Origin of the sequence: Dongia soli (assembly GCF_034044715.1) — a bacterium.
GTDB classification, from domain to species: Bacteria; Pseudomonadota; Alphaproteobacteria; order Dongiales; family Dongiaceae; genus Dongia_B; species Dongia_B soli.
The window spans coordinates 353,459-374,729 of the sequence record NZ_JAXCLW010000001.1; the positions used below are offsets into that span (position 1 = coordinate 353,459).

A 21,271-nucleotide genomic window follows, 5' to 3' on the forward strand; every position below is an offset into this window, starting at 1 on the left:
GCCGGGACCAGTCCAGGATCGCATGCCCGTCATCGCCGCTGGAACAGATGCGGCAACGGACAGCGGTGCAGTGACGAGAGCAGCAACAGGCTTCATCCATCTCAGCCTGACCGCCTTTCGCAACTATCGCCAATTGTCGCTGGATCTCGATCCGCGGCCAGTGGTGTTGTGGGGCGATAACGGTGCTGGCAAAACCAATCTGCTGGAGGCGATTTCTTTTTTTGCTCCCGGCAGCGGTTTGCGCCAGGCGAAGCTGGCGGAAGTCGATTTCCGCGGCGGCAACCATGGCGGTAGCAATCAGAGCGACATGGCCTGGGCCGTTCATGCCCGGATTACCCTGCCGCGCGGCGAACATTTGCTTGGAACCGGACGCGATCCACTGGGTCCCGCCCAGACCGGGCGGGATCGCCGCTTACATCGGCTGAACGGTGCACCGGTGCGCAGCCAGGCGAGCTTTGCCGAGGTGCTGTCGGTCCTTTGGCTCACGCCGCAGATGGACCGGCTGCTGAGCGATGCCACCGGATCGCGCCGCCGCTTCCTGGACCGGCTGGTAGCCAGTATCGATGCCGATCAGGCAAGCCGCATCGGTAGCTATGAAACCACGCTTCGGGAACGCGCCAAGCTGCTGCGGGGCGAAGTCGCAACCGGCGGCGCCGACCTTGCCGCCTGGCTGGATGGCTTGGAAGCAGAGATTGCCGGCCTCGCTGTTGCCATCGCCGCCGCGCGCAACGAAACGGTGCTGCGGCTGAACGATTTCATGGCGGCCGGCGCGCCGCATACCGCCTTTCCGCTGGCCTCGCTCGCCATCGAAGGCGCTGTCGAGAGCTGGCTGCAGGACATGCCGGCTTTGACCGCCGAAGACCGCCTGCGGGATTGTCTACGGGCCGCCCGCGCAGAAGATACGGCCAGTGGCACGACGCGCTGGGGCACCCATCGCAGCGATCTTGCCGTTACCTATCTGGGCCGGCGGCTGGGCGATCTGCCGCTGCGGGCGGGCGATTGCTCGAGCGGCGAGCAGAAGGCCCTGCTGTTGTCGATCATCCTCGCCCAGGCGCGCTTGACCCGGCATTTGCGCGGCGAGGCGCCGATCCTGCTGCTGGATGAGGCGATGGCGCATCTCGATGCCAGCCGCCGCGCGGCATTGTTCGAGGAAGTTTTGGCACTGGGCACACAGGCATGGCTGACCGGCACGGAGCGGGACTGGTTCAAGCCTTTGGGTGATGCCGCGCAAGGCTTCGCGGTCAGCGACGGACGATTGCAGTTGGAGCGACTTTAAGCTTTCGACTGGTGCATTTCGACCGGCGGCGTCCGGTCAGGATTGAGTGGTTTTAATCGGTGCCTTCGAGCCTAGTTTGAAGGACGAAGTTGTGAATCGAGTGGGTGACATGGCTGAGAACGAGACCAACGGTAACGGCACGGAATATGGCGCGGATTCGATCAAGGTCTTGAAGGGCCTCGATGCGGTGCGCAAGCGGCCGGGCATGTATATCGGCGATACCGATGACGGATCGGGCCTGCATCACATGGTCTATGAAGTGGTCGACAATGCCATCGACGAAAGCCTCGCCGGCTGGTGCGATCGCATTGATGTCGTGCTGAACGGCGATGGCTCCGTCACGGTGCGTGACAATGGCCGCGGGATTCCCGTCGACATCCACAAGGAAGAAGGCGTTTCCGCCGCCGAGGTCATCATGACCCAGCTCCATGCGGGCGGTAAGTTCGACCAGAACTCCTATAAAGTCTCCGGCGGCTTGCACGGCGTCGGCGTTTCGGTCGTCAATGCGCTCAGCGAGTTCCTCGACCTCAATATCTGGCGCGACGGCAAGCAGCATTACATGCGCTTCCGCCATGGCGAAGCCGAGGCGCCCCTGGCGGTTGTCGGCGACGCACCGATCGTCGATGGCAAGCCGAAGCGCGGCACCGAGGTGACCTTCCTGCCCTCGTGCGCGACCTTCACCAAGACCGAATTCGATTATGCCACGCTGGAACACCGCCTGCGCGAGCTGGCCTTCCTGAATTCCGGCGTGCGCCTGATCCTGACGGATGCGCGCGGCGTCGAGCCGAAACAGGTGGAGTTGCATTACGAGGGCGGCATCGAGGCCTTCGTGCGCTATCTCGACCGCGCCAAGAACTCGCTGCATCAGCCGGTCGTCATGCTGGGCGAAAAGGATGGCATTACGGTCGAGGCGTCGCTCGAATGGACCGATTCCTATCACGAGACGATGCTGTGCTTCACCAACAACATCCCGCAACGGGATGGCGGCACCCATCTCGCCGGCTTCCGTGGTGCCCTGACGCGCCAGATCAACAAATATGCGGAGGATAGCGGCATCGCCAAGAAGGAAAAGGTAACGCTAAGCGGCGACGATGCCCGCGAAGGCCTGACCTGCGTCCTCTCGGTCAAGGTGCCGGACCCGAAATTCTCTTCGCAGACCAAGGACAAACTGGTGTCCTCGGAAGTGCGCCCAGTGGTCGAGAATATCGTCAACGAGCGGCTGAGCCAGTGGTTTGAAGAACATCCCGCCGAAGCCAAGAAAATCGTCGGCAAGGTGGTGGAGGCCGCGGCCGCCCGTGAAGCCGCCCGCAAGGCGCGCGAGCTGACCCGGCGCAAGGGCGCGCTGGATATATCCTCGCTGCCCGGCAAGCTGGCGGATTGCCAGGAACGGGATCCGGCGCTCTCCGAACTCTTCATCGTCGAGGGCGATAGCGCCGGCGGCTCGGCCAAACAGGGCCGCAATCGCAAGAATCAGGCGATCCTGCCACTGCGCGGCAAGATCCTGAATGTCGAACGCGCCCGTTTCGACAAGATGCTTTCTTCGGCGGAAATCGGCACGCTGATCGCCGCACTCGGCACCGGGATCGGCGCTGAGGAATTCGACGTCGCCAAGACGCGCTACCACAAGATCATCATCATGACCGACGCCGATGTCGACGGTTCGCATATCCGGACGCTGCTGCTGACCTTCTTCTACCGGCAGATGCCGGCGCTGATCGAGAACGGTTATCTCTACATTGCTCAGCCGCCACTCTACCGCGCCGCCCGTGGCAAATCCGAGCGTTACCTGAAGGACGACCGGGCGATGGAGGATTATCTCATCGGCAATGGCCTGGAAGATGCCGTGTTGCGGCTTGCCAATGGCAACCAGATCGCCAGCGCCGATCTCCGCCGCCTGGTCGATCTCGCCGCCCAGGCCCGCAGCCTGATGCAGCCGGTGATCCGCAAGGTAGGCTCTGCCGATGTGGTCGAACAGGCCGCCATCGCCGGCGCGCTCAATCCGCAAGCGGCCAGCGATCCAAATATCGCAGCCGCCATTGCCAAGAGACTGGATGGACTTTCGGCGGCCCATGAACGCGGCTGGACCGGTCTTGCGGACCAGGATGGCGGGCTCGCCTTCCAGCGCCGGCTGCGTGGCGTCACCTCCTCGCATGTGATCGACGCCGCTTTGATTCGCAGCGCCGAATGCCATCGCCTGGATGGCATGAAAACCGAGCTGATGGAAACCTATGACGGCGCCGCGACGCTGCTGACCCGGGACAAGGAGATCGCGGTGCACGGCCCGATCGGTCTTGCCGAGGCAGTCATGGAGATCGGTCGCAAGGGTCTGACCATCCAGCGCTATAAAGGCCTTGGCGAGATGAACCCCGAACAGCTTTGGGAAACCACCCTGGATCCGGAAGTCCGCAGCCTGCTTCAGGTCAAGATCAGCCATGCCGACGAGGCCGAGGAGATCTTCTCGACCCTGATGGGCGACGTCGTCGAACCGCGCCGCGATTTCATCCAACAGAACGCGCTGAACGTGGCGAATCTGGACGTCTAAATTTCTCTTGTTGCTAAAGGAATAACTAAGACGGCGCCGGGCGTGTTATCGCGCCCGGCGCCTTTATCTCAATAGCGCTCGGGCACATACAGCTCAGCCGGCAGGGTGCGGCGCTCATAATTCGGATTGAAGACACGGTCTGGCAGCATCACCGACTCGTGCGGCACTTCCTCATAAGGGACCACCGAGAGCAGGTGCGAAATGAGGTTGAGGCGCGCCCGCTTCTTGTCATTGCCCTCAACGATGTGCCAGGGCGACTCGGGGAATGCTGGGGCGCTCGAACATCTCTTCTTTTGCCTTGGTATATTGCTCCCATCGCACGCGGGATTGCAGGTCCATGGGCGAGAGCTCCCACTGCTTGATGGGGTCGTGAATGCGCATGAGGAAGCGCAGTTGCTGTTCCTCGTCGGTGATGGAGAACCAGTACTTCACGAGGATGATGCCGGAGCGCACCAGCATGCGCTCGAACTCCGGCACGTCGCGAAAGAAGGCTTCCACCTGGCTTTCATCGGCAAAGCCCATGACGCGTTCAACGCCGGCGCGATGTACAAGCTGCGGTCGAAGAGCACGATCTCGCCGGCGGCCGGCAAATGCGGCACATAACGCTGGAAGTACCATTGGGTCTTCTCGCGATTGGAGGGGGCGGGCAGCGCCACCACGCGACAACTGCGCGGATTGATCCGCTGGGTTACGCGTTTGATGGCGCCGCCTTTGCTGGCGCTGTCCCGACCCTCGAACAAAACCACCATCTTGAGGCCCTTGTAGCGGACCCAGTCCTGCAGCTTCACAAGTTCGCCCTGAAGACGCAGCAGCTCTTTGAAATAAACGTGGCGATCAAGGGTGCTTTTCTGATGCTTCTCGAGCAGAGCGCGTAGCTCGGGTGGAACTCGAGCATCGTCGATCGCCTGTTCGAGTTCGTCGTCCAAATCGTCCTCGAGCTCGATTTCCAGCCAGCTGCGGCTATCGGTTCGGTATTGGTTGGCCATAGGTCACCCTCCTGTTTCTGAAACAGTTACCCAGAAGCTTTTGCCGTTTGGTGACAGCGTCTGGCCGCTTTAGCCGGCTAACACGCGTGATTTCGGTGTTGACCTCCAGCGGGATTGGGTTGCTGGCCAGAAGCCGCGCGTGGTATGGTTAATTTGTTCTTCGAGGCGGATCACAGATGCCAGTATTTGCATGTTTGGCCTGGAAGCGCCCCACCTGCCCCGCCTCTCGTTAGTAGAAGTGATACGAGGGAGGTAGATGCCATGCCTGCTGATCACGACCATGATAAAATTCCGCTCGACAGGCGCCACGTCCTGTGTGGTGGCGGCGCCGTCGTGTTCAGCGCCATCCTGACAACCCTTCTGAGCCGCGCGACAGCAGCGCGAGCGGCATCGATCTCTGGATCTGTCCCGGAAATCGATAAGCTGGCGGTCCGCATCGTGACCGACAGCTACCAGTTCGCTGTAGCGCCCAGTCCGAAGGCCCAGGGCATCGATATCCAGCATTTCGGCTGGGGCATCAGCAGCGACAAACCGCCGGACCGCACCCTGATCAGCGAGTTCGGCCTATCGATGCATGTCGAAACGCAGCAGAACACTGAAACACGGAACATTCTCGTCGATTTCGGCTTCACGCCGGAAGCCCTCGTCAATAATACAGATCTGGTCGGCATCGATCCCGCCAGTCTCGACGCGCTCGTGCTGAGCCATGGCCACTATGATCATTTCGGCGGTTTGGTCGGCTTTCTTCGACACTACCATGGCAAGCTGAAACCCAAGTTGCCGCTCTATATCGGTGGCGAAGAATGCTTCTGTTCCCGTGAATGGACGGCCCCGCCCGTGAAAGGCAATTTCGGAGCGCTGGACCGTAAGGCCTTAGAGGAAGCGGATCTGACAGTGACCTATGCAGAGGGACCTTCACTCGTCGCAGATCACGGCTTCACGACCGGCGAGATCGCGCTCACCAGCTTCGAAAAACTTCTGTCACCGACGGCCATGAAAATCGGCCTGGATCATGGCGTCGGCTGCTATGCCGACCAACTCCCCGAGGACGAACGGACCAAGACGACCGTCCCGGATCAGTTCCGGCACGAAATTGCGACCGCCTTCAATGTGAAAGGACGCGGGCTGGTCGTGCTAACTTCCTGCAGTCACCGCGGCGTCTGCAATGCGGTGAAACAGGCGCAAACGGCATCAGGCGTTCAGAAAGTGCATGCCGTGATCGGCGGCTTCCATCTTGCCCCCTACAAGCAAGACTATGTCCGGGAGACGATCATGACACTCAAAGGACTAGACATAGATTATATCATTCCACTGCATTGCACGGGGGAAGCGTTTTACGAGATGGCCAAAGCAGAGATGCCAGACAAGCTGTTGCGATCTTATACGGGAACGCGGTTCGTCTTCAGCAGCTGACCGGCTAGAGTGGATATAGGCGGTGAGCAAGGCGGTCGCCGGTAATGTTGAACACAGGCCCAACTCCAGTCCTAGCTATTCGATGCAAGAAGGCGGCAGCTCTTGAGTTGCGGTCTCTTTTATCTTCAAAGTCCACATCCGAGTCACCAAGGCCATCGTAATTTTTCATTGGCGATGTATGTAGCGAGGAAGCTATGCCTGCGGCAGCGACGATCAGATCGATCTCCATCGGACGCTTTTTCTAAAGCATTCCCTTTTCTTCAAGCACCGCTCTGGCGACACGAAAACATTCGAGTGCTTGAGGAACGCCGCAATAGATGCCTATTACGTGGATCGCGGCGCGAATCTGGTCTTTCGTGACGCCGTTATTGATTGCTCCCCGGCAATGCGTTTCCCATTCATGCATCTTTCCCAAGGCGCCGATCATCGCCAGATTCATGAGTGATCTTGTCTTGGCGTCGATCGCCTCGTCCCCCCAACCGAATCCCCAGCACCATGCCGTCATGGCTTCCTGGAACGGTCTCGTGAAGTCGTCCGCACGGGCGAGATTCTTCTCAACATAGTCGACGCCCAGTGTCTCTTTGCGCTTTATGAGACCTTTCTCGAACAGATCTTGTGCCAATGCTTACTCCTATCGTGGAAATATTGATCGAATAGAGCACCACTATCCAGGATGTCGTCTTCAAGGTGGATTCCCACCGACGGCTTTCATAGGGCGGGTTCGTGTTCCGATTATTAAACAATCACTTTGAACAAAGCCACCTGTAACCCAATCGACGCCCGAGACCAATTTGGCAACTCAAGCGACGCGATTTGAGCTATATTGGGATAGAACCCAGGACTATTCGGACGCGTCAAAAGCCATCTTAGCCGGCGTCGATTGAAGGGTACCTCGGCTGAACGTCACTCCATCTTCTTTGCATGTGAGGAACGAAGATGAAAATCGTCGTCATTGGAGGTACCGGCCTCATCGGTACCGAGGTTGTGCGATTCTCGCTAAAGGCGGCCATGAGGTCATTGCGCCTTCTCCCAAAGAGGGGGGCAACACAAACAAGGAGCTTAAAAATGCTCGTCAGGCTTCTCTGGGTCATCATTTTCGCCACTCTTGGCTGGAGCGCGGCTTTCGCGCAGGACTCTGGAACAAAAGCCAAAGTCACCGTGGTCTTCGACCATGTACTTCCGAATGTACCGGGAAAAAGCATGAAGGGGGTGTTGGTTGAATACGGCCCCGGCGGCTCATCTCACGCACACACCCATCCACGCTCCGCCTTCATCTATGCGACGGTCCTGACAGGCTCAATTCGCAGCCAGATCAACGATGGCTCGGTCAAAGTCTACCATGCAGGTGAAAACTTCTTCGAAATGCCGGGCGACCGTCATGGCGTCAGCGCCAATGCCAGCGACACCGAACCGGCGAGCTTGCTGGCGGTTTTCGTAGTCGATACCAATGACACGAAGCTCGTCATCGATACCAAGGACTAAATCGCTTGTAAAAAAAGGAAAGCGATCGCCGGATTACAGCCGTCGCAACCTTCGTGACGCCCTGCCGCTCAGCGGCAGCACGGAAGGCTGCGACGGCGCACACCTTGAAATTTAGTGACGTTCGATGTCTGGCCGGGGATCATTTAGTTTCGCCGTACTTTTGCCAGAAGCGTGCCAGTTGCTCGCAAATGAAGTCGGGCTTTTCTTCGAAGACCCAGTGCCCACATTCTTCGATCACGCCGCCTTCCGCGCTGGCGGAGATCGCTTTCGCGCTGTCGATGCAATGTGTTCCAAACGAGCGGATACCGGCCCAAGCCAGCATTGGCACCTTGAGCTTCTTCTTTGCCAACTCGGCCGTTTGCTCCGCCATCTGCGGAATATAGCCATAGTGATTGAGGCTGGCGCGCAGATTGCCTGGCTGGCGCATCTGGGTAACATAGCGCTGGATTTCTTCCTCCGGTATCGCCTCGGGATTATAGGCGAAGTCGCGGAAGAAGTGCCGCAGATAGCGATCCTCGCGCCCTTCGACCAGGAAGGTAGTAATATCCATGTTCATATGCATGGTCAGATGCCAATACGGCACGCGGGGATCAACATAGCCGGGGAAATCCAGCCCGAAGAACGGGGTTTCGATCGTCGCCAGGGAAAACGGCCGGTCGCCCGCCATATAAGCCAGCGCAACCGAATGCGGTCCGCCGAGGTCGTGACTGAGAATATGGAATCGCTCGACACCTTCGACCGCCAGAAGATCGAGCATGTCCTGGGCAACGGTCTTCGGCTCATAACCTGAGAAAGGTTTGTCGCTATCTGCATATCCACGAATGTCGGGAACGATGAATCGATAGCGATCGGCGAGCCTCTCGATCACAGGCAAGAATTCGCGGTGATTCTGCGGCCAGCCATGCATACCAAGTACAATGGGGCCTTGACCGGCCACGATGTAGTGCAGGTTTACGCCATTTACGACAGCGCGCTTGCTTACATGTTGCATCATCTCATGTCCCTTCAAAAATATGCACTTGCGGGAAGGCTCCCGCGGCCTGCCGATCGATCGACAAGTCGAGGAGACTTTACACGCTGGTCACGTCACGGAATCTTGGTCCAGGCTGCGGTGGAATTCCGTATCCCGAAGGCAGTGACAAACACGCCGAGTAGCAAAACAAACGCCGCAATCAATGTTGCCTTCAGATCCAGGACCAGCATCAGCGTACCGCCGGCCGCAGCGCCGGCGAACATGCAAATCACGGAACTGAATCGGCGTGTCACTGCCCCGGTTGCTGCGCCACGATCGGCTGCCAAACCCGTGATCGTCAGTGTCAGGACGGTTGTCGTAAGGTCAGGCACTGCGAGGCGCCGTACGATGCTGTTCTGCAACCCCATCGCAATCGAAAGCGTGACGATTATAAGCAGTATGGATAGGTCCGCCGCCATTCGCTCCCGTTCGAGGATCATGACAAGTGCCGCCCCCGCTAGACACGTCTCCATGCCTATCGCTATCCACAGGATGCGCCCACGATGTCCATCCTTTGCCCGGCCGATCACACCCCCGCAAAGCGCGCCGGCCATGAAGGCCGCTATGGCGACCAGCGAGGCAGTGACTGAAAAACCCGTTATTCGCGCCGCCGCGAAGCCAAGGAAGACAACATTGCCGGTCATGTTGGCCACGAATACGTGCCCCAGACCCAAATAGCTGGCTGCATCGACCAGCCCGGTCAATATCGTCAAGGCAAGTAAGTATAGCGGCAAGGGCCCATGACGTTGATCGAACACGACCATCCTTTCCTTAACAAAGCTACGTTTCTGCTGATCGGGCCAGCACGATGGCGGCATGAAGAGCGCTCAAGATCGCGTCCTGGCGATGCCCTGCTTGATGTCGTGCCAAGCGACGAGGATGAATCCGCCGGCCAAGCCAAAATGCTCCATGAAGGCATTCATCAGGCGCAGGCGGTCCGTCTCATCCGCCAGCCAAAATGCATTTGCCAGAAAAGCTGCCATAGCGGTGAACCCGGCCAGAGCCAAAGCACCGATCCAGCGATAGAAGCCGGCTAGGATGAGGAATGACGCACCCAGTTCTAGAACGATGACGGCGAGCGCAAACGGCTGGGCGGGTTCCAGCCCGAAATGCGCCATCTCCGCAACGGCGGCCTGAAAGTCGAGTGCCTTCGTGATGCCACCCTGCAGATAGGCGCCGCAGAGCGCAAGAAGAGCAATCCAATAAACGGCCGGCGATGTCGCAAGCCGCTGCAGACCTGGTTTCTCCTCGCTTATATGGCCCAGCAAGCGCAACCGAGAGCTCCCCAAAATGACTTTAAGTCTGCAGCCGGTATGCGGTCCGACCAGGCGCGGACATGGTCATGTCCATGAATGCCGCAGCTATTGTGGCAACCACAGGCGACGGAGGCCTGGCGCTTGAGCTTTTGATCGGGCGACGAGGCGCCGCCCCAAGCCCCATAGCCGCCGAATTGGCGAACCGGCGACCAGTCCGGCATCGGCGGCGGCACGTCGGTCTCATCAAGGGAGGAAAAGTCGCCGGCGCCATAGACCACCCTGCCGCCAACAACGGTGAGAAGAGATGTGATGTCGGCTATTTCACTCTCAGGGCAATTGAACAGATCCCGGTCGGGCACCATCAAATCGGCGAGTTGGCCCGCTTCAATGCGCCCCTTCTTTCCCTCCTCATTGGAAAACCAAGTCACCTTCTCGGTCCACATTCGGAGAGCCGTTTCCCGGTCCAGGCAATTCCGTCGCGGGTAGATGGTAAGCCCACTCACGGTCTTGCCCGTAATGAGCCATGCAAGCGCCACCCAAGGATTATAAGAAGCGACGCGGGTCGCATCGGTGCCGGCGGATGTTTTTACGCCCCGCTGTAGAATTTTGGCGACCGGCGGCGTCATTTCTGCCGCTGCGTTGCCATAGCGCTCGACAAAGTAGTCGCCTTGATAGGCCATGCGATGCTGCACAGCTATTCCACCGCCTAAAGCCGCGACGCGGTCTATTGAGCGATCCGAAATGGTTTCCGCATGGTCAAAGAACCAGTTGAGTCCGGTTAACGGAATGTCGCGATTCACCTTTTCGAAAACATCGAGCGCGCGCGATATCGTCTCGTCGTAAGTGGCATGCATCCGCCATGGCCAGCGGTTCTCTGCGAGGATGCGCACCACCTCTTCCAGATCCCCTTCCATCTCCGGGGGCATTTCCGGTCGCGGCTCCCGAAAGTCTTCGAAATCCGCAGCCGAGAACACGAGCATCTCGCCTGCGCCGTTATGACGAAAATAGTCGTCGCCCTGCTTGTATTGCGACGTTTTTGTCCAGTTGAGGAAATCGGCCTTTTCTGCTTTAGGCTTCTGCGTGAACAGGTTGTAGGCCAGTCTGATTGTCAGCTGGTCTTCCGCGGCGAGTTTTTGGATGACGGCGTAATCATCCGGGTAATTCTGGAAGCCGCCACCGGCGTCGATGGCGCCGGTCACGCCCAAACGATTTAGCTCACGCATGAAATGGCGGGTCGAGTTCAGCTGGTAGTCAAAGGGAAGTTTCGGGCCCTTGGCCAAGGTCGCATACAAAATCCCTGCATTCGGCCGCGCCAGCAGCAGACCTGTCGGATTGCCTGAGGAGTCTCTGACGATCTCGCCACCCGGCGGATTTGGCGTGTCCTTTGTATAACCGACCACCCGCAAAGCGGCGGCGTTCAGGATGGCCCGGTCATAAAGATGCAGTAAAAAGACCGGTGTATCCGGCGCGGCGGCGTTCAGTTCGTCAATTGTAGGCAGCCGCTTCTCGGCAAATTGGAGCTCCGTAAATCCGCCGACGACGCGCACCCATTGGGGCGGCGGCGTCACCGCCACCTGCTTCTTGAGCATGTCCATGGCGTCGGACAAGGTACGTACGCCGTCCCACCGCAACTCCATATTGTAGTTCAAGCCGCCACGGATGATATGCAAGTGGTTATCGATCAGGCCCGGCAGTACGCGCCGCCCTTCGAGATCGATCAGTTTGGTTTTCGGCCCGGCGAGGCGAATGACGTCGTCATTGGGGCCTACATGCGTGAAACGGCCATTGCTGATTGCGACCGCATTGGCCGAGGGATTGGCGGGATCAAGTGTCGTCACTTGGCCGTGATAGAAGATGATTTCCGGGTCCATCTCACGCGACATAACTGTGTCTCCAAAATGAGGGAAGGGACGGTGGCTAGCCGCCGAGATCAGGACTTCGCGTCATCGCCCTTTGAAGACGCAGGATCGGAAGTCGTCATTTCTATCTTCGGCCCCTTCGGCAGGTCGCCGAACATATGTGGCCCAACATGCCCGAACCATGACTGGACCGTCAGTTCACGCGAAAGAAGGCACTTCACAAGGGGCGGTATTTGCTCACCAGCCAAGATTCCAAGAAGACCAATGAGTGCGACAACCGGTGGTGCTGGCGAACGCACATTGATGACACTGTATATGATCCCGACCAGGACGCCTGCAGCGAGAGACGCCAAGTACATCTTCATACGCACCTCCGTTGCCCGTTAACGTCATGAAGGCGCCGATCCTCGCGACCGGCGCCTCCCGAGTTAACCTTCGTGCGCACCGAACATGGTCTTTGCGTAGATCACGCCAAGGCCATAAGCGCCGCCGAACTGCTTGGCGATGCCCGTGGTGAGGTCATAGGTCTCCGCACGAGCCCAATCACGCTGGAGCTCAAGCAAATATTGCAGCGACGTCATCGGCCGTGCGCCGGCTTGGACCATCCGGTCCATGGCCCTGTTGTGGGCTTCCGTAGATACATCGCCGCATGCGTCGGCAATGACATATACTTCGAATCCCTGGGCGATCGCCGAGAGCGCCGGGCCGACAATACAGACGCCGGTCCATAGGCCCGCCAGGACGATCCTCGTCTTGCCGTGTTCATTCACCCGCTTGATGACCGCTTCATCTTCCCAGGTGTTCATGGATGTACGATCCAAAAGCGCTTGTTCCTTGAACGGATCCGTTATCTCGCTGAACATCGGGCCCGAGAAACTCTTCTCGGCGACTGTCGTTAAAATGGTCGACACTCCAAATCCTGCCGCGGCATGGGCGACCAGCGCCGCATTGTTTCGCAATGTGACGGCATCGATTGAATGGGTTGCGAAGGCCATCTGAGATTGGAAGTCGATCATGATCAGAAGGTGGTCCTTGGGCGACAGAAGCTCAGGGCCGGGCGTAGGTTTGGCGACGATGGGCATTGATTTCACTCCATTGAGATGAGCGCATGGGAAGGGCGCGCGGAGGGTCTCGATCCGACTTTGGACCTAGCACCGGCCCGTTCCGGCATCAATGCCGTGAGGACAGGGCTGAAGGACGGAGCCGAGAGCAGCAGCATGAAGAGATGGAATCGGGGCGGCAAGGCAACGAATGATGACCGGCCGAGAAAATGTCAGTATTAGCAAATCAAAATCATTTTTAGACAAAGCCGAGCCGAGATAAGCATTATCATATGCAGCCGCGCTGGTTATGAATGAGGCGCAACCTTTGGCGGTAACGGCCAGGGATATTTAGCTTTAGCGATCGCGACCGGACAGGGCCAAGACCCACCGGACAGCGCGAGGGAACATAGCATGATTACCACTCCGCTAAAGGATAAACCCCTCGGTAGCGGCTTCTCGGATTTTATTTATGATGAAGAGAGTCGTTTCGGGGTGAAGGTATCTGTTCGCGAAGCTTATGAAGTTCGCGAACATTCGCATAACAACATTCAGATCTCCATTCCCATATCGGAGACCTCTGTCGAGATCACCTGGCAGCGATCGAATGGCTGCTGGTCGGGCGCATTGGCGCATCGCGGTGACGCTATAATCGTCCCTTTTCAGCAGCCCCATTCCGTCACTTGGCGCAAATCGGCGCAGTTCGTCAATCTTCACATTGGCATGGACGAACAGTTTGCTGATGCCAAGCGCTTTTTAAATGCCGTCGTACGCGCGGGTGAGATGCATGTCGTACGGGACAGTTTTTTATATTCGTTCGGCGAAAATATTATCTCATTGATTTCACGCGGCGTTACGTTCGACCCAGCCTTCCTGAAAGCCCTTCGGGTGATCATCGTCGAGCATATCATCAATCATTACGCCTCGAGCCAGACCGAGAAATATGACGATCGTGCAAATAATCTACCTTCCGTCGTCGTCTCTTCCGCCTTTCCTTCAGCGCGCGCCGATGCTGAGGACGAAATACAAGACGAAATACAAAAGGATAAACCGAATAAATCATCGATCTCGGGTCTGGCGCCCTGGCAAATTCGCAAAGTTCTCGCTTTCGTTTGTAGCGATCTGAAGCGAGATCGGAGCGTTGACGAACTGGCCGATCTGGTCGGCCTTTCTAAAGGACATTTTTCCAGAGCATTCCTCGCATCGACAGGCCTCTCGCCCCACCAATGGATTATCCGAGAACGGATCAATCTCGCGAAAAGTAAGCTCGCCCATACCGAGGAGACGATCTCCGAAATCGCCAGCAGTTGCGGCTTCACGGAACAGAGCCATTTCACCCGGACCTTTACTAAGGCCGAGGGAATCAGTCCTGCAGCTTGGCGGCGGCAGAACAAGGTTTGAGCCACCTACCCCTGCTGTTCCTCCTTCAGGCGGCATTAGGTGGAGCACCGAACATCGGCGCCCGGCATTTCATTCCGTGGCCCGATCTTGAGATCGCATTTTTCGTCAAGCAATCTCATCTTCAATCAAGACAACCCCTGCCGACTTTGCAAAGATGAGGACAGGACGGTTATCTCTCCAAGTATGCTTAGCTAAACCCCACGCTTATCTTTTCAATTGCCGCAAGCTCTTCCATCGCGACGAGCTAGAGCGAGAAATGCACGCAATTTGATGACTAAGAATTCGCTTCCTTCATTCGTTTTCGTTGGTATCGCCGCAAGTCTATTGCCCGTTATGGCAAATGCAGATGGCTTTGAGCCGCCGGCTTACAAAACGCTGCGTTTCGAGGAGGATTATCGCTATCTCCAGGATGAATCGCGTCATACCGACTTCTGGGACCCGATTAAGTACATCCCGCTGTCGGATTCACACGACTTTTATCTGACCCTGGGCGGCGAGTTGCGCGAGCGGTTCGAATATTATTCCGCACCGGACTTTTCCTTGGACGGAGAACACAGCGACGCCTACCTCTTTCACCGCCTGTTGCTGCACGCTGATCTTCATCTGGGCGAGTTTCTTCGAGGCTTTGTCCAGTTCGGAAGTGCGCTGGAGGCGTGGAAGGACAGCCCTCTCGGACCGACAGACGCCAACCATCTTGATCTCCAACAGGGATTCCTGGATGCAAAGCTTCCGATTGCGGAGGACAGTGATATTGATCCAACCCTGCGATTTGGCCGGCAGGAAATTCTCTATGGTACGCAACGCCTCGTCTCCGTCCGAGAACCACCAAATGTGCGGCGGAGTTTCGATGGCTTTCGCTTAGACGACAATATCGGCGGGGTTAAACTCAGCGCTCTCGCGGTACGACCGGTAAATCTGCGGGAGGATATCTTCGACGATGACACCAACAGCCATCAGGCGCTTTGGGGAACCTACAATACAATTCCTGTTCCAGCGATACCCGGTCTGAACCTTGATCTCTATTATCTGGGATTCCACAATAACCAGGCGAGCTTCGGTGACATTCCGGGTGACGAGACGCGGCATTCCTTGGGCACCCGCATCTTCGGTGAGACCTCCGGTTTCGATTGGAACTGGGAGTTCGTGGGTCAGTTCGGCAGCTTCCACAATGAGGATATCCGCGCGTGGACCGCGGCGTCCGATACCGGCTATACATTCGAGAATGTACGATGGCAGCCCCGTTTGGGAGTGAAGGCCAATATCGCCAGCGGCGACACCGATGCAAAGGATCATAAACTGGGGACCTTTAACCCGCTATTCCCCAGACTTGGCTATTTCAGCGAGGCGTCTCTCATCGCGCCGAGCAATTTCTTCGATGTGCAGCCGAGCGTTACGATACAGCCTTTCGACAATGTAAGCGTCTCGCTCAGCTGGGATGCGTTGTGGCGCACAACAACCAACGATGCCATCTATATTGAACCGAACAGTGCCGTGGATGGCACTGCGGGACATGGCGGCCATTATACGGGCAACCAGGTGGCGTTGGACGTCGACTGGCAATTCGATCGACACATTGAGGTCAAGGCCAGCTATGTTCATTTCGATGCAGGCAGCGCACTCAAATCGGCCGGCGGCAAGGATGTCGACTTTGTCATGTTCTCTACAGCATACAAGTTCTAGCCTTCCATACAGGGTCAGTCTCGGATCCCGCCGGGTATTCCCTGTTTTCCGGAACCAAGAGAGGCTTGCAGCCACATAGGCCAGACTGCATATTTTCCCGGCACCATCGCGGCCTCGACAACTGTCGGGCTTCATTTGAATGGAGACGGGTATGTTTATCGCTATGAACCGATTTCAGGTCGTTCGGGGTAGAGAAAAGGACTTCGAGAATGTCTGGCTTTCCCGGGATACCTATCTTGAAGATGTGCCTGGCTTCGTCGAATTCCACCTGCTGCGCGGCGAAACCTTCGATGATCACACGCTCTTTTCTTCCCATTCGCTCTGGCGGTCGCGTACGGATTTCGACGCCTGGACGAAATCGGAAGCCTTTCGGCAGGCCCATCGCAATGCCGGCGATAACAAGTCTCTCTATCTCGGTCATCCGCACTTCGAAGGGTTCGACATTATCCAGAGCGTGAAGGCGAGCTGATCGCTAGGGGTTCTTCTGCAGAAAAACGTGCAGGTTCTTTTTCAACGGTGGCGGCATGAGCGAATTGTAGCCGGCCCAGAAGCGCGCTAATGCGGCTTGATTGGCGAAATATGACGGGGACCCGCCGAGATAGTAGCTGTAATCCGTGAAGCCAAGCGGCACGAAATGACGCCGGACGGCGCCGATCGTATTCAGCCGGTAAAAGGTGGGAAAAACGTCGGCGCTACGGCGGCCGCCACTTGACAGCATCCGGACGGCATGATGATGCATGGCATTTGGCACCAATCGGGCGCCGACCGCCACATAGCCCCATTTGGCCGGCGTCCAGGCACAGATCCAGCCGCCGGGCCTGAGGACGCGGCTTAACTCTTGAGCGGTTTTTGCTGGATATTCGATGTGCTCAAAAGTTGCGCAGGAGAAGACAAGGTCTACCGCTTGATCGGGCAGCGGTATGTGTCCATCGGCATCTATCACACAGGCTTCATTGACCGTTTGATTTTCCAACACGGCCGGATCGATATCCACGCCAATGACCTTGTCGCATTTTCCCTTGAGGATCTTGAAGTCCCGGCAAAAACCGGACGAAGCCTCTGATACCCGCCCGCGCCCGGCACCAAAATCCATCACCGTCATATCGGGCGTGAGGAGCGCATGAACGCGCAGGAAGAACAACATGATCTGGTCGTTATGCGCAAAACCGCCCGCGCCGATTTCGTGATAAACTTTAGAGAGCACAGATGACATTGCCACCGCCTCTAGCTGTTACATGGCGGGCCATAAGCAGACAGCCGCGTCCAGCACCTGACGCCGCCGCCCACAGCTTGCGAGGACCGCTTCGCTTGGCCGCGCACCTTGCGCATTTCCAATTCAAGCCAAGATGCACAGCTTGACGGGGAATCGCCTCATCCAAATGAGTGAGAACGCGTGATTATTGATGCGGGTCGCTTGCACACGTGTGCTTATCCTAAGCGTTCGATCAACGCCTTCGCCGCGGCCGGATTGCGTTCCTTGAAACCGCTGATCACATAGAGATAGACATCGCGGGGCATTTTACGTGCCTTGCTACCGTCTACAGCCTCGAGCCCGTCCGGCATTTCTCCGGCCGCCCAGATTCGCGCCCGCTCCGCCCAGCGGTCGAGCGCAGCCGGGCTATAACCGGCTGGCGCCTTTTCTGTCGTGCCCATGATCCGCACATAGACGAAGGGTGCGGTCAGATCAGCAAGCTGCGGATACCGGGAATCACCCGATATGACGATCGCGACACCGTATTCCCGCACCAGAGAAATGAAATCCGGCACCTTGAAACTGTCATGGCGCACCTCGACGGCATGGCGAATGTCGCGCCCCTCGACGGATTTTGGCAAAAGCTTGAGGAAAGCTTCGAAATCCTTGGGATCGAATTTCTTGGTCGGCATGAACTGCCAGTTCACCACACCGAGCTTGTCCTTTAACTGCATGACGCCGCCGGTAAAGAAGCGCTCGATGGATTCTTCGGCCTCCGCCAGCACGCGGCGGTTGGTGATGTAGCGCGAACCTTTCAATGAGAAGACGAAGTCGTCCGGCGTCTCGTCATGCCATTTGGCGAAGCTCTCGGGCTTCTGCGCGCCGTAATAGGTGCCATTGATCTCAATGGAGGTCACCTGCCGGCTGGCATATTCCAATTCACGCTTCTGCGCCAGACCGTCGGGGTAGAAGGGACCGCGCCAGGGCTCGTAGACCCAGCCGCCAATCCCGACATAGATCTTCGCTTTGCTCGCTTTCGCCATGGGAGCTTCCTCGCTGTTCGGCCATGACCTTAGCGGAGCTGCCCTTATTGGTGTCAAGTCCTAGCTGGCGGACCGCAATCGCTCGCTTGGCCGCACGCCACCCACATGACCTTAATCACAGGACAGGTGCATAATCCGATATGCGCCCAGCCCTGCAGCAGGGTCGCCTACCTCATTGAAACGGGTTATAGTTTGACGTTGGGCGCGTTCCATAAAAGAGCCCAGGCACGACTCTCATGGAAGACCCGAAAATTGCAGGCGGCGGTATCATGAAAACCGAGCGGCGCCTTGCAGCGATCGCCTCGCTGGACGTGGTCGACTATACGAGATTGATGGAAGCCGACGAAGCGGCGACGCATGTCGCCCTCAGTGCCTGCATGCGGGAGATCGTCGAGCCGCTGGTCGCCGCCTATCGCGGGCATATTTTCAAGTTCACGGGTGATGGGGCCCTGATCGAGTTCGCGAGCGCGGTCGATGCGGTCAAATGCGTCTTCGAAATCCAGCGCAGCTTGCAGGAATGGAATGCCAGCGCGTCGTCGGAACGGCCGATCATATTCCGCATCGGCGTGAATGTCGGTGACGTCATTTTTGCCGAACAGGATGTCTATGGCATGGGGGTCAATGTCGCGGCGCGCCTGCAAGCGTTAGCCGATCCCGGCACCATTTTCGTTTCCGCCGTGGTGGTCGACCACATTCATAACCAGGTAAACCTCGATCTTGATTATATCGGCCAGCGCCACGTCAAGAATGTCTCCGAGCCGATCAAAGTCTATCGCATGCGCCCGGGTCCCGGCACCAGACCGGCAGTCCACCGCCGCCCGATACCGCAATGGCGGCGGCCAAGAGCATTGGCGGCGCTTATAGTCGTCCTCGCCGGAATAGCGCTCGCCATTGCCTGGTGGCAGCCCTGGCATCGCAATCCGATCCTGCAGCCGCCAGACAAGGCCTCAATCGCGATCCTGCCTTTCGACAACTTGAGCGGCGATTCGGGGCAAGTTTATCTTGCTGAAGGCATCACCGAAGACCTCATCACGAATCTCGCAAAATTCCCCGATCTCTATGTCATCGCCCGCAACTCATCCTCGATCTACACGGATAAGCCGGTCAAAGTGCAGCGGATCCGCGATGAACTCGGCGCCAGTTATGTGGTCGAGGGCAGCGTCCAGAAGGCCGGAAATTCGCTGCGCGTTACCGCACAGTTGATCGATACCGAGACCGGCGAACATATCTGGGCCGAACGCTACGATCGCAATGTCGATAAGATATTCCAGATCCAGGATGACGTTGCCGCCTCCATCGCCGGCACCCTGACCGGCACGACGGGTATGTTGGCGGCGGCGGAACTGAAGCGCGTCTCCGACAAGCCGCCCCAGACCTTCATCGCTTACGATTACCTGATGCAGGGCTGGCACGAATGGTACAAATTCACGCCGGAGGGAAATCGTGAGGCGCGGCGCCTTTTCGAAATCGCCCGCAACGCCGATCCCGGCTATGCGCGCGCTTATGCGGGCCTCGCCTGGACCTATGCACTTGATTACGAATACGACTGGACCGAGGATTACAAGAATGCCGTCGATCAGGCTTTGGGCCTCGCCAAGAAGGCAGTTCAACTAGGTCCGAAGGATTACCGCAGCTATTGGGTGCTTGGCTGGGCCTATCTTTATAGCTGGCAGCACGAGCAGGCGGAAGCGGCCTATAACCGGGCGCGCGACATGAATCCCAACGATGCCGAGCTACTGGCCGAGATGGCAAGCCTGCTGATCTATATTGGCCGTCCGGAACAGGCCATCACACAGATCAAGGAGGCCATGAGGCGCAACCCGTTCTTCGATCAATGGTATGTCGAGTATCTCGGCTGGGCATATCAGGAAGCGGGCAGGCCGCAGGAATGCATCGAGACACTGGAGAAAATCATCGACGCACAGCCATCGGAGGAACAACTCTGGCTGCTGCGCATCCTTGCCGCCTGTTATGCAGATCCCAAAGTCAATCGCATGGCCGATGCGCAAAGAATAGCCAAAGAAATTCTGAAGCTGGATCCGGGCTTCTCCATGGCCGCCCACCGCAAATATGTCGAAGAGACGCTGCCTTATAAAACGCCGCAGCAGATCGATCGTTGGATCGCCGCTTTCTCCCGCGTGGGATTGCCGCAATGATGCCGCGGACCGTCGCGCCGCGTTTAAAAACGCTTGATCGCCCTGCCCTGCTGATGAATCTGCCACTATCGCTCGCGACCGACGAGCCGAATAATATCCTGATGCAGCAAATGAGCGATGCTGAACGCCTGATTGATCACAGGAAGGCACTGCATCAATTTACCGAGCTCTATCATTTCCTCGCCCAGCGCGCTGTCGTTTATCTCCTGCCCAGCACACCGAAACTGCAGGATCAGGCTTATGTCGCGAATCTTGGCATTGTATTGCCGCATCTGAGAGATGAGACTGTCGTCGTTTCACGGTTTCGCTCAACCCCGCGTCTCGCCGAGGCGCCGGTCGGCATCGACTTTTTCAATCTGATGCATTTTCATGTGCATCTTCCGCCGGAGAGGGGGGCCGACGGAGAAGCACTCTATTTCGAAGGCGAAGCCGATCTCAAATATCTGCGGGACGACATTTATATCGGCGCACATGGGCTGCGCACATCGCTGAACGCTCTGGCTTGGTTCAGCCAGTCCTTCGGCATGAAAATAATCCCGTATCGGATCGCCGATGAATATTTATATCACCTAGATTGCTGCCTCTTCGTCATCGACGCGGAAAATGTGATACTGTGTCGGGATCGGACGAACGAAGTGACGCTGCGTGCCATTGAGCGGGAATGCAATGTGGTGGAGGCGTCGGTCGAGAATGTCCGATCGGGTCTGACCAACAGCCTGATCATCGGTCAATATCTACTGTGTGATTCACCGATTTCGGAAATCAGCCGGACCCATGATTACTACGAAAGCGAGAAAGCAAAGATAGCGCGGTTGGAGGAAATCAGCGTGCAGCATGGATTGGAGCTGCGCATCTTCAACCTGTCGGAATTCATGAAATCCGGCGCGGCTTTATCCTGTCTGGCGATGCGACTCAATCACGTGCGAGGCTGAT

General features: G+C 57.6%; 19 protein-coding genes and 1 pseudogene. 9 read left to right on the forward strand and 11 right to left on the reverse strand.

All coding sequences use genetic code 11. The annotated features are described in order from the left end of the window. Nucleotides 1-22 precede the first annotated feature (22 nt). A complete protein-coding gene (gene recF, locus SMD27_RS01600) occupies nucleotides 23-1,276 on the forward strand; it encodes a DNA replication/repair protein RecF (protein WP_320506587.1) in 1,254 nt (417 codons plus the stop codon). A 109-nt stretch (nucleotides 1,277-1,385) separates the two neighbouring features. After that, entirely contained in the window at nucleotides 1,386-3,818 is a 2,433-nt protein-coding gene (gene gyrB, locus SMD27_RS01605; RefSeq protein WP_320506588.1) for a DNA topoisomerase (ATP-hydrolyzing) subunit B, read from the forward strand. A gap of 68 nt (nucleotides 3,819-3,886) precedes the next feature. On the opposite strand, the gene SMD27_RS24315 is transcribed toward gyrB, so the two are convergent. Next, nucleotides 3,887-4,123: a hypothetical protein gene (locus SMD27_RS24315; protein WP_452094348.1), complete on the reverse strand. Its 237-nt coding sequence runs from the start codon at nucleotides 4,121-4,123 to the stop codon at nucleotides 3,887-3,889. Next, a pseudogene (locus SMD27_RS01610) lies at nucleotides 4,056-4,804 on the reverse strand (hypothetical protein). Before SMD27_RS01610 ends, SMD27_RS24315 begins: the two are co-directional and overlap by 68 nt. Nucleotides 4,805-5,065: 261 nt before the next feature. On the opposite strand from SMD27_RS01610, the gene SMD27_RS01615 reads away from it, so the two are divergent. Then, on the forward strand, nucleotides 5,066-6,217 hold the full coding sequence (locus SMD27_RS01615) for an MBL fold metallo-hydrolase (protein WP_320506589.1): 1,152 nt from the start codon (nucleotides 5,066-5,068) through the stop codon (nucleotides 6,215-6,217). A gap of 241 nt (nucleotides 6,218-6,458) precedes the next feature. Here SMD27_RS01615 and SMD27_RS01620 read toward each other — a convergent pair whose 3' ends face one another. Next, complete coding sequence (locus tag SMD27_RS01620; RefSeq protein WP_320506590.1) at nucleotides 6,459-6,839, reverse strand: carboxymuconolactone decarboxylase family protein; 381 nt, start codon at nucleotides 6,837-6,839, stop codon at nucleotides 6,459-6,461. Nucleotides 6,840-7,153: 314 nt separating this feature from the next. Between SMD27_RS01620 and SMD27_RS01625 the strand changes: the two genes are divergently transcribed. Then, complete coding sequence (locus tag SMD27_RS01625; protein ID WP_320506591.1) at nucleotides 7,154-7,699, forward strand: cupin domain-containing protein; 546 nt, start codon at nucleotides 7,154-7,156, stop codon at nucleotides 7,697-7,699. A 139-nt stretch (nucleotides 7,700-7,838) separates the two neighbouring features. Here SMD27_RS01625 and SMD27_RS01630 read toward each other — a convergent pair whose 3' ends face one another. From SMD27_RS01630 to SMD27_RS01655, 6 genes are all read right to left on the reverse strand, one after another. Continuing rightward, entirely contained in the window at nucleotides 7,839-8,693 is an 855-nt protein-coding gene (locus tag SMD27_RS01630; RefSeq protein WP_320506592.1) for an alpha/beta fold hydrolase, read from the reverse strand. Between the two features lie 92 nt (nucleotides 8,694-8,785). Beyond that, nucleotides 8,786-9,475: a YoaK family protein gene (locus SMD27_RS01635; RefSeq protein WP_320506593.1), complete on the reverse strand. Its 690-nt coding sequence runs from the start codon at nucleotides 9,473-9,475 to the stop codon at nucleotides 8,786-8,788. 63 nt (nucleotides 9,476-9,538) lie between these two features. Next, nucleotides 9,539-9,979 carry a DoxX family protein gene (locus tag SMD27_RS01640; RefSeq protein WP_320506594.1) on the reverse strand — a complete coding sequence of 147 codons (441 nt, stop codon included), beginning with the start codon at nucleotides 9,977-9,979 and terminating at the stop codon, nucleotides 9,539-9,541. Then, a complete protein-coding gene (locus SMD27_RS01645) occupies nucleotides 9,964-11,850 on the reverse strand; it encodes an amidohydrolase (protein ID WP_320506595.1) in 1,887 nt (628 codons plus the stop codon). The genes SMD27_RS01640 and SMD27_RS01645 overlap by 16 nt, the downstream gene beginning before the upstream one ends. A gap of 47 nt (nucleotides 11,851-11,897) precedes the next feature. Further along, nucleotides 11,898-12,191, reverse strand: a complete 294-nt coding sequence (locus tag SMD27_RS01650) for a XapX domain-containing protein (RefSeq protein WP_320506596.1) — start codon at nucleotides 12,189-12,191, stop codon at nucleotides 11,898-11,900. A 63-nt stretch (nucleotides 12,192-12,254) separates the two neighbouring features. Continuing rightward, entirely contained in the window at nucleotides 12,255-12,908 is a 654-nt protein-coding gene (locus SMD27_RS01655; RefSeq protein WP_320506597.1) for a hydrolase, read from the reverse strand. 372 nt (nucleotides 12,909-13,280) lie between these two features. On the opposite strand from SMD27_RS01655, the gene SMD27_RS01660 reads away from it, so the two are divergent. The 3 genes from SMD27_RS01660 to SMD27_RS01670 all read left to right on the forward strand — a co-directional run bounded on the left by SMD27_RS01660 (nucleotide 13,281) and on the right by SMD27_RS01670 (nucleotide 16,416). Next, a complete protein-coding gene (locus tag SMD27_RS01660; protein ID WP_320506598.1) occupies nucleotides 13,281-14,267 on the forward strand; it encodes a helix-turn-helix domain-containing protein in 987 nt (328 codons plus the stop codon). A gap of 270 nt (nucleotides 14,268-14,537) precedes the next feature. Further along, a complete protein-coding gene (locus SMD27_RS01665) occupies nucleotides 14,538-15,947 on the forward strand; it encodes an alginate export family protein (protein ID WP_320506599.1) in 1,410 nt (469 codons plus the stop codon). A 151-nt stretch (nucleotides 15,948-16,098) separates the two neighbouring features. After that, entirely contained in the window at nucleotides 16,099-16,416 is a 318-nt protein-coding gene (locus SMD27_RS01670; protein ID WP_320506600.1) for an antibiotic biosynthesis monooxygenase family protein, read from the forward strand. 3 nt (nucleotides 16,417-16,419) lie between these two features. On the opposite strand, the gene SMD27_RS01675 is transcribed toward SMD27_RS01670, so the two are convergent. Continuing rightward, nucleotides 16,420-17,160 carry a class I SAM-dependent methyltransferase gene (locus SMD27_RS01675; RefSeq protein WP_320506601.1) on the reverse strand — a complete coding sequence of 247 codons (741 nt, stop codon included), beginning with the start codon at nucleotides 17,158-17,160 and terminating at the stop codon, nucleotides 16,420-16,422. A gap of 215 nt (nucleotides 17,161-17,375) precedes the next feature. Then, on the reverse strand, nucleotides 17,376-18,182 hold the full coding sequence (locus SMD27_RS01680; protein ID WP_320506602.1) for a DUF72 domain-containing protein: 807 nt from the start codon (nucleotides 18,180-18,182) through the stop codon (nucleotides 17,376-17,378). Nucleotides 18,183-18,418: 236 nt separating this feature from the next. On the opposite strand from SMD27_RS01680, the gene SMD27_RS01685 reads away from it, so the two are divergent. Then, the gene (locus SMD27_RS01685) at nucleotides 18,419-20,338 is read left to right on the forward strand and encodes an adenylate/guanylate cyclase domain-containing protein (RefSeq protein WP_320506603.1); all 1,920 of its coding nucleotides are present in this window, start codon (nucleotides 18,419-18,421) and stop codon (nucleotides 20,336-20,338) included. After that, nucleotides 20,335-21,270, forward strand: a complete 936-nt coding sequence (locus SMD27_RS01690) for a dimethylarginine dimethylaminohydrolase family protein (protein WP_320506604.1) — start codon at nucleotides 20,335-20,337, stop codon at nucleotides 21,268-21,270. The genes SMD27_RS01685 and SMD27_RS01690 overlap by 4 nt, the downstream gene beginning before the upstream one ends. Nucleotide 21,271 lies beyond the last annotated feature (1 nt).